Raw genomic sequence first — 6,658 nt, 5'->3', positions numbered from 1 at the left:
TTGAGACGCAACGGGGTGCAGTGCAGATCGAGCGGCTGCCGGCCTACGCCCCGGAGCTCAATCCGGTTGAATATGTCTGGGCCCACCTGAAAACGCATGAGGTCGCGAACTTCTGTGCCGCGGACTTTGTGCCGCGGACTTCGCACAGCTTACCCACTTCGCCCGGCGACGGCTCGCCTCCATGCAGCGCCGCTCGACCTCGATACGAGCCTTCTGGCAACAAGCCGAATTGTCGCTTTGAATCGTTCACTTATTATGCAAGTCTCAATAAGGCGTGTGCCAAAATTATTCCAGATAGGTCTGGAGTGATGAAATTGTTGCACAATAAAGCTTCATCAAGCCTCCAAATATAATCCTGAAAGATGAGCAATAGTAATTTTTCACTGCCGGAAGATTATCTGAAAAATGCCGATCTGCCGGCTGATACGGTGGGTGACCTGGGGCGCCATCTCCAGGCCATGGTCGATGCGAACCTCGACCGGTTGCCCTTGCCTGGTCATGGGCGAACCCTCGCGCGCTGGCAATCGCTTGCGCAGGTCGCCGGGTATGATTTGTCGTTGCTGAAACTTTACGAAGGTCACACCGACGCGCTGGCCATCATGGCCGAGTTGAATGCCGCACCGGCGCCTGCCGGCAGTACCTGGGGCATGTGGGCGGCCGAACCACCCACCGCGCGGGTGCGGCTGGCAGGTTCCACAGACGGCGAAATCCAGCTCAATGGCCGCAAGGCCTGGTGCTCCGGTGCGCCCGTGTTAAGTCACGCGCTGATGACAGTGTGGAACGATAGTAAGGAGCAATGTCTGGCCGCGGTGGCGTTGCGCCAGCCTGGTGTGCGTGTCACCGACCAGGGCTGGCGGGCGGTTGGCATGCGCGCGACCGCGAGCGTCGAGGTGTTGTTCCAGAATGCGCATGGCACTGTTGTCGGGCAGCCCGGCGATTACGTCATGCGGCCAGGTTTCTGGCAGGGCGGCGCCGGCATCGCGGCCTGCTGGTACGGGGCCGCAACGGCGCTGGGCGAGACGCTGCGCGCGCAATCCGCTGTGCGTAGTGACGCGCATGGCCTCGCCCATCTGGGCGCGTCGGACGCAGCCCTGTCCGCGGGCGCCGCGACGCTTCGCGAGTGCGCGAACTGGATCGACAGGCACCCGAATGCAGATGCGTCATTGTATGCGTTGCGCGCGCGGGCGGTGATCGAGGATGCGGCCGAGACAGTCCTCAGTCACGTCGGACGCGCACTGGGCGCGGGCCCGTTTTGCAAGAATCCACGCCTCGCCAGCCTGATGGCGGACCTGCCCGTGTTCATGCGCCAGAGCCACGCCGAGCGTGATCTCGCCGCGCTCGGCGAGCGGATTGCCGCGCAGGACGCCTCGCCGGGCTGGCGCCTGTGAGCCCGGTACCGATCACCGGCGAAGGCACACCCGCGGCCGTCTGGGCGGGCTGGTCAGGTCTGCGCTCAATTTCCCGCATTGAGGCCGGCATGCTGGTGCCCGCGCACAACCGCGCGGTCGTTATCGCGCCGCATCCCGATGACGAAGTGCTCGGTACCGGCGGCTTGCTTGCTCAACTGGCTGAATTGCGGCGCCGGATGCTGCTGATCGCCGTGACCGATGGCGGCGCCAGTCATCCCGGCTCTTCGTGCTGGACGCCAACGCGGCTCGCGACCGTCAGACATTATGAAACCACAAAGGCTTTACGGCGCCTCGGACTGAACCCTGTGCGAAAGATTCGGGCAGGGTTTCCCGATGGCGCGGTCGGTGAACATGAAGCCGAACTCTCACGCTTCATCCACGCGTATTTGCGACAGGGCGACGTAGTGTTCAGCACCTGGCGCGGCGATGGTCATCCGGATCACGAGGCGGTCGGTCGCGCGGCGGCTGCGGCGGCCCGTTCAAAGGGCGTGCGTCTGGTCGAGTTTCCGATCTGGGCGTGGCACTGGGCTGCGCCAGGAGATGAACGTGTGCCCTGGTCACGTGCCCGCAAAGTCTTGCTCGAGCGCGCGACCCTGAAGCGTAAACGCAGCGCGGTGGCGGCATTTTCCAGTCAGCTCGAGCCCGATTTATTGACCGGTGAGAAAGCAATTCTGGCCCCGTTCGTGCTTACGAAATTGCTCCGCTCTTATGAAGTATTTCTCCTGTGACGCTGACCAGTGACTATTTTGACCAGCTGTATGCGACGCATGAAGATCCCTGGGATTTCAGACGGCGCTGGTATGAAGCCCGCAAACGCGGGTTGACTCTGGCGGCGCTTGCCCGGCCGCGTTACGCGTCTGTTTTCGAACCGGGATGCTCAATCGGCGAGCTGAGCGCGGCGCTCGCCGAACGCTGCGACGCGCTCCTGTCCTGCGACTGTGCAAAGGACGCGGTGGCTACCGCGCGTCGGCGTCTGGCGAGCTACCCGCACGTGCGCGTGGAGCATCGCGCGCTCCCTGGCGATTGGCCCGCCGGAACATTCGAGCTGATCGTCTTGAGCGAGATCGGTTATTACTTCAGTGCCGAAGACCTGACCACTATTCTCAAGCGCGCGGTTGATGCGCTGTGCGCGGGCGGCGTCCTGCTGGCGTGTCACTGGCGGCCTGTGGTCGCCGGTTACCCGTTGACCGGCGATGGTGTTCATGCACTGATTGACCGGACTATCAATCTGCCGCGGCTGCTGCGTCATGAGGAAGATGACTTTCTGCTCGAGCTCTGGTCGCGGGACGATCGCTCGGTGGCGCAGGCAGAAAATCTAAGATGATCGGCGTGGTAGTTCCGGCTCATAATGAAGAAGCCTGGCTAGGCTCTTGTCTGGATTCGTTAATTCAGGCGGCGAGCCATCCTGAACTGAACGGCGAAGCGGTACAGATTGTAGCCGTGCTGGACGCCTGTCTTGATCGTTCCGCCGACATCGCCGCGCGCAGGCCCGTGTTTGTTATCAACGTCGATGCCGGAAACGTGGGTGTTGCGCGTGCAGCCGGCGCCGACTTGCTGCTGACGGCGGGTGCGCGCTGGCTGGCTTTCACCGATGCGGACAGCAACGTGGCGCCGGACTGGCTGGTGGCGCAACTTGCGCTGGAAACGGATGTGGTCTGCGGCACAGTTTCCGTGAGCAGCTGGCGGTTTGTGCCGCGCGTGGTTCGAATGATGTCTGAGGCGCATTACGTCAACGCGGAAGGCCACCGGCATATCCATGGCGCTAATCTGGGCATGAGGGCGGAGTCTTATCGGCGTGCCGGTGGCTTCCCGCCGCTGTGTGCGCATGAAGACGTGCATCTGGTGCGGGCGCTGGAAGCAGACGGCGCGCGCATTGCCTGGAGCACGGCGCCGCGCGTAGTGACCAGCGCCCGGCTCGACAGCCGCGCGCCCGAGGGATTTGGCCAGCAGCTGAGAGTATGGGCGAACGCCTGAGTTCGAACGAAGCCGGTCGAGCGGGTCGGTGACTTCCGCGGCGCCTCGTTTTATCGGGCTCGCGCGGTAGTTCGATGCGTGCAAGTGCTTTATTCTTGACTGGTGTTTACTAGCATCATCTTCATCAAAGGGCCAACGGCGCGTCTCCGCGACACTTCAGTAGGCGCATGAGCCGACCGCAGCCGTCCAGCGCGCGCCGCGCATTGTTGGTGATCAACCGCAAAAGCCGTCAGGGCCAGGGTCCGGCCGATGCCGCCATCGACGTACTTGAAAGCGGTGGCATCCAGTTGCGGCGCGAGGACTGCGTGGCGCCGGATGAACTTGCCGCCATGATTCGACGTTTGCGCGACAAGGTCGATCTGGTGGTGCTGGGCGGCGGTGATGGCACCCTGAACGCCGCCGCGCCCGCGCTGATCGAAACGGATCTGCCGCTTGGCATCCTGCCGCTAGGTACCGCCAACGATCTGGCGCGCACCTTGCGCATCCCCCCTGATCTGCGCGCGGCGGCGAAAGTAATCGTCGATGGTCATGTGCGACGCATCGATCTGGGCGATGTCAACGGTCAGCCTTTTTTCAATGTCGCCAGCATGGGCTTGAGTGTCGGCATGGCGCACGAACTGACGCACGACGTGAAGCAGCGCTGGGGCAGGCTGGGGTATGCGGTGGCCACGGGCCGTGCGCTTTCGCGCATGCGACCCTTCTCGGCCGAGCTCCGTTACGATGGCGAGACGCACAAGGTGCGCACCTTGCAGATATCCGTGGGCAACGGCAAATATTACGGCGGCGGCATGGCGGTGAAGGAGGGCGCCGTGATTGACGACGGCCGGCTCGATCTCTACAGCCTGGAATTCGGCCGTTTGTGGAAACTGGCGCTGGTATATCCGGCCTTTCGCAGCGGCCGGCACGGCATGTGGAAAGAGGTGCGCGCCATCAGTTGTACGGACGTGGAAATTCGCACCCGCCGCCCGCGCTCCGTCAATACCGACGGCGAGATCACCACGCGGACACCCGCGCGTTTCAAGGTGTTGCGCAAGGCGGTTGCCGTGCTGACGCCCCTGGACGCGCCCGAGCAATCGTCGCCCCATGGATGATCATCCGCCAGCGCGCCGCGCGACGGGTGTTCGCGGCTTCGATCGGCGTGTTTTTTTACACCAGAGCACGTGCATGATGCCGGGAATGTAGCTCAGCAGGGTCAGCAGGGTCAGCAATATATTGAGCCAGAAATGCAGGCCGATGCCCACCTGCAGAAATATGCCGAGCGCGTCAGGACGATTGTCAGAATATTACGGATGATGTTCATGCAAGGATGCCTTAGTGCTGGGCATCCAAGGTTTAACGCCTCAACAGCGACGTGACTGCCACGGCGGCGCCGAACGCGATTCCGACGGCGGCAAGCGGATACGCGCGAACGAAATCGGACAGATCCCAGTAGAGGTCTCGCGATTTCCACCGCTCCGCTTGCGCGGAGTGGCGTATGGACTCGTCCGCATTCGAGATGCTTGCCCGTATCCGTCCTTCTATCTCACCCGCGCCCTGCATGTCTTTCTCGATGGCTTCGCGCGCACGGTCGGTTGCGGCGGCGCTTCGATTTCGATCTTGTGGAAATGGGCGACTCAGTGGGTCGACCGAAATCAGCGAACGCTGCCGCGGCGGATTAGATTGACTATCGCCAGCAGAATCACCGCGCCGAGAAACGCGATAAACAGGGCCGGGATGCTGAAATTGCCCTGGCCCATGCTGGCGACGCCGAACAGTGGCGAGAGCAGCAGGCCGCCAAGAAACGCACCGACGATACCGACGACGATGTTTAGGAGTATGCCCTGCTGTGCGTCGGTCTTCATGACGAGGCTCGCCAGCCAGCCGATGATGCCGCCGATGATGATCCACAGAATGAAATTGATCATAAACTCTCCTGTCGCCGGGTCGCCCCGGAAATGATTACGTTGTTGTCGTGCGCGTGTGTCATCATTTTATCGATTGCAGCGGCCCCACCGTGGAGCCACCAGCCGTGTATGGCCTCGCGCTAAGTTACTCTTATGCGAGCGATTTTGGAACAACCACCAGGCAAATCGGCCCACATCGAGCAACAGCACTTTCTTTGTGTAGACTGCTTCCTTGCCCGCACCGGGCAGCGGACGTGACGATGCCCTTAGCGACACCGGCCTCGTCAACCCCGAATTCGTTAACTATGGGCGTCGTATCCTGTCGCGTGGCGTCATAGAATCGCCGCCTTCATTCGAGCTCGCGGGGACGCATGGAACATTGAGAAACTGGACGACGGCGGCGATGTGACTGATTGAATGTGCATGCACAACAACTTTCGTTGGCGCTAAAAACTCCCGGGGCCGGAATCCACCGCTTGTCATCGACCTGGGACACGCCGCCGCTGCCCGCCGGTTTTGAACACGCGGCCATGCGGGATCAGACTCCAGGCAACGCCGCGTCTTGCGTTGTCGAATTCCTGTGGCCGGCCAGACCGCGCGACACGTGGGCGTGGTGGTGCATCGCGTGCTGCAGCGCATCACCGCCGAAGGCATGGATGCCCCGGGCGGCGTGCGTATCCGCTCTTCGTCGTCCACGCATCGCGCGCTGCTGGCAGCACTTGGCGTGCCGCAAGCGCCGCTCACCGACGCGGTGGAAAGGCTCGAGCAGGCGGTGCTCAACACCATCGGCAGCGAGCGGGGCCGCTGGCTGTTCGCCGCCGGCCACTCGCGGGCGCGCCAGGAATATGCCCTAACCGGTTATGTCGATGGCCGTCTGGTCAACATCAAGATCGACCGCACCTTCGTGGACGCCGATGGCGTGCGCTGGATCATCGACTACAAAACCGGCACGCACGAGGGTGGCGACATCGATAAATTTCTGCGCGAAGAAGAGCAGCGTTATCGCCCGCAGCTAGCGCGCTACGCGGCGCTGATGCACACTCTCGAATCGAGACCGATCAGGGCGGCGTTGTTTTATCCGTTGATTACGGACGGCTGGCGCGAGTGGCCCGCTGATTAGGCCAAGCCGGAAATCGAGAAGCCCGTCGCGCGCAGTCTTGCCAGGTCAGGCGGTCGGTCCACGTCCCACAGCGTTGTCAGTTCGCGCCAGGGTATCCCGTGCGCGCGCAGACGCGCGCGGGTCTGTCTAAGCACGTTTTGCGTCCCCCAGGCGATGTGTTCGAAAATTGCGCGCGTCGCCGTGTCGCTTAACGTCGTACGGCGCATGCCGATCAATACATAGCCGCCGTCTTCGGCCGGTCCCAGCACGACCGGCACGCCACCGGCCAGCGC

General features: G+C 62.7%; 9 protein-coding genes and 1 pseudogene. 6 read left to right on the top strand and 4 right to left on the bottom strand.

The annotated features are described in order from the left end of the window. The first annotated feature begins 383 nt into the window (after positions 1 to 383). From H0V34_13140 to H0V34_13120, 5 genes are all read left to right on the top strand, one after another. Entirely contained in the window at positions 384 to 1,388 is a 1,005-nt protein-coding gene (locus H0V34_13140; GenBank protein MBA2492590.1) for an acyl-CoA dehydrogenase, read from the top strand. Between the two features lie 89 nt (positions 1,389 to 1,477). Beyond that, positions 1,478 to 2,137 carry a PIG-L family deacetylase gene (locus tag H0V34_13135; GenBank protein MBA2492589.1) on the top strand — a complete coding sequence of 220 codons (660 nt, stop codon included), beginning with the start codon at positions 1,478 to 1,480 and terminating at the stop codon, positions 2,135 to 2,137. After that, positions 2,134 to 2,733: a class I SAM-dependent methyltransferase gene (locus H0V34_13130; protein MBA2492588.1), complete on the top strand. Its 600-nt coding sequence runs from the start codon at positions 2,134 to 2,136 to the stop codon at positions 2,731 to 2,733. Before H0V34_13135 ends, H0V34_13130 begins: the two co-directional genes overlap by 4 nt. After that, positions 2,730 to 3,383 carry a glycosyltransferase gene (locus tag H0V34_13125; protein MBA2492587.1) on the top strand — a complete coding sequence of 218 codons (654 nt, stop codon included), beginning with the start codon at positions 2,730 to 2,732 and terminating at the stop codon, positions 3,381 to 3,383. The genes H0V34_13130 and H0V34_13125 overlap by 4 nt, the downstream gene beginning before the upstream one ends. 167 nt (positions 3,384 to 3,550) lie before the next feature. Then, positions 3,551 to 4,474 (top strand): lipid kinase, encoded by a 924-nt coding sequence (locus tag H0V34_13120; GenBank protein ID MBA2492586.1) that lies wholly within the window; start codon positions 3,551 to 3,553, stop codon positions 4,472 to 4,474. Here H0V34_13120 and H0V34_13115 read toward each other — a convergent pair. From H0V34_13115 to H0V34_13105, 3 genes and pseudogenes are all read right to left on the bottom strand, one after another. Beyond that, positions 4,475 to 4,683: pseudogene (locus tag H0V34_13115) on the bottom strand (YqaE/Pmp3 family membrane protein). Between the two features lie 32 nt (positions 4,684 to 4,715). Beyond that, a complete protein-coding gene (locus H0V34_13110) occupies positions 4,716 to 4,922 on the bottom strand; it encodes a hypothetical protein (GenBank protein MBA2492585.1) in 207 nt (68 codons plus the stop codon). A 92-nt stretch (positions 4,923 to 5,014) separates the two neighbouring features. After that, positions 5,015 to 5,284, bottom strand: coding sequence for a GlsB/YeaQ/YmgE family stress response membrane protein (locus H0V34_13105; protein MBA2492584.1), 270 nt, complete (start codon positions 5,282 to 5,284; stop codon positions 5,015 to 5,017). Between the two features lie 562 nt (positions 5,285 to 5,846). On the opposite strand from H0V34_13105, the gene H0V34_13100 reads away from it, so the two are divergent. After that, positions 5,847 to 6,386 (top strand): PD-(D/E)XK nuclease family protein, encoded by a 540-nt coding sequence (locus H0V34_13100; protein ID MBA2492583.1) that lies wholly within the window; start codon positions 5,847 to 5,849, stop codon positions 6,384 to 6,386. On the opposite strand, the gene H0V34_13095 is transcribed toward H0V34_13100, so the two are convergent. After that, a partial coding sequence (locus H0V34_13095) for a DUF2064 domain-containing protein (protein MBA2492582.1) occupies positions 6,383 to 6,658 on the bottom strand: 276 nt, incomplete at its 5' end. The genes H0V34_13100 and H0V34_13095 overlap by 4 nt on opposite strands.

It is taken from the genome of Gammaproteobacteria bacterium, assembly GCA_013696315.1.
Taxonomy (GTDB): domain Bacteria; phylum Pseudomonadota; class Gammaproteobacteria; order JACCYU01; family JACCYU01; genus JACCYU01.
The sequence above is the reverse complement of the archived record's forward strand: the minus strand, read 5'-3'. Positions and strand labels throughout refer to the sequence as shown.

What these genes read in the sequence shown, in the direction of transcription:
- H0V34_13135 (MBA2492589.1), top strand. Translation starts at nt 1,478, where the DNA reads ATGCTGGTGCCCGCGCACAACCGCGCGGTCGTTATCGCGCCGCATCCC.
- H0V34_13125 (MBA2492587.1), top strand. Translation starts at nt 2,730, where the DNA reads ATGATCGGCGTGGTAGTTCCGGCTCATAATGAAGAAGCCTGGCTAGGC.
- H0V34_13120 (MBA2492586.1), top strand. Translation starts at nt 3,551, where the DNA reads ATGAGCCGACCGCAGCCGTCCAGCGCGCGCCGCGCATTGTTGGTGATC.
- H0V34_13110 (MBA2492585.1), bottom strand. Translation starts at nt 4,922, where the DNA reads ATGCAGGGCGCGGGTGAGATAGAAGGACGGATACGGGCAAGCATCTCG.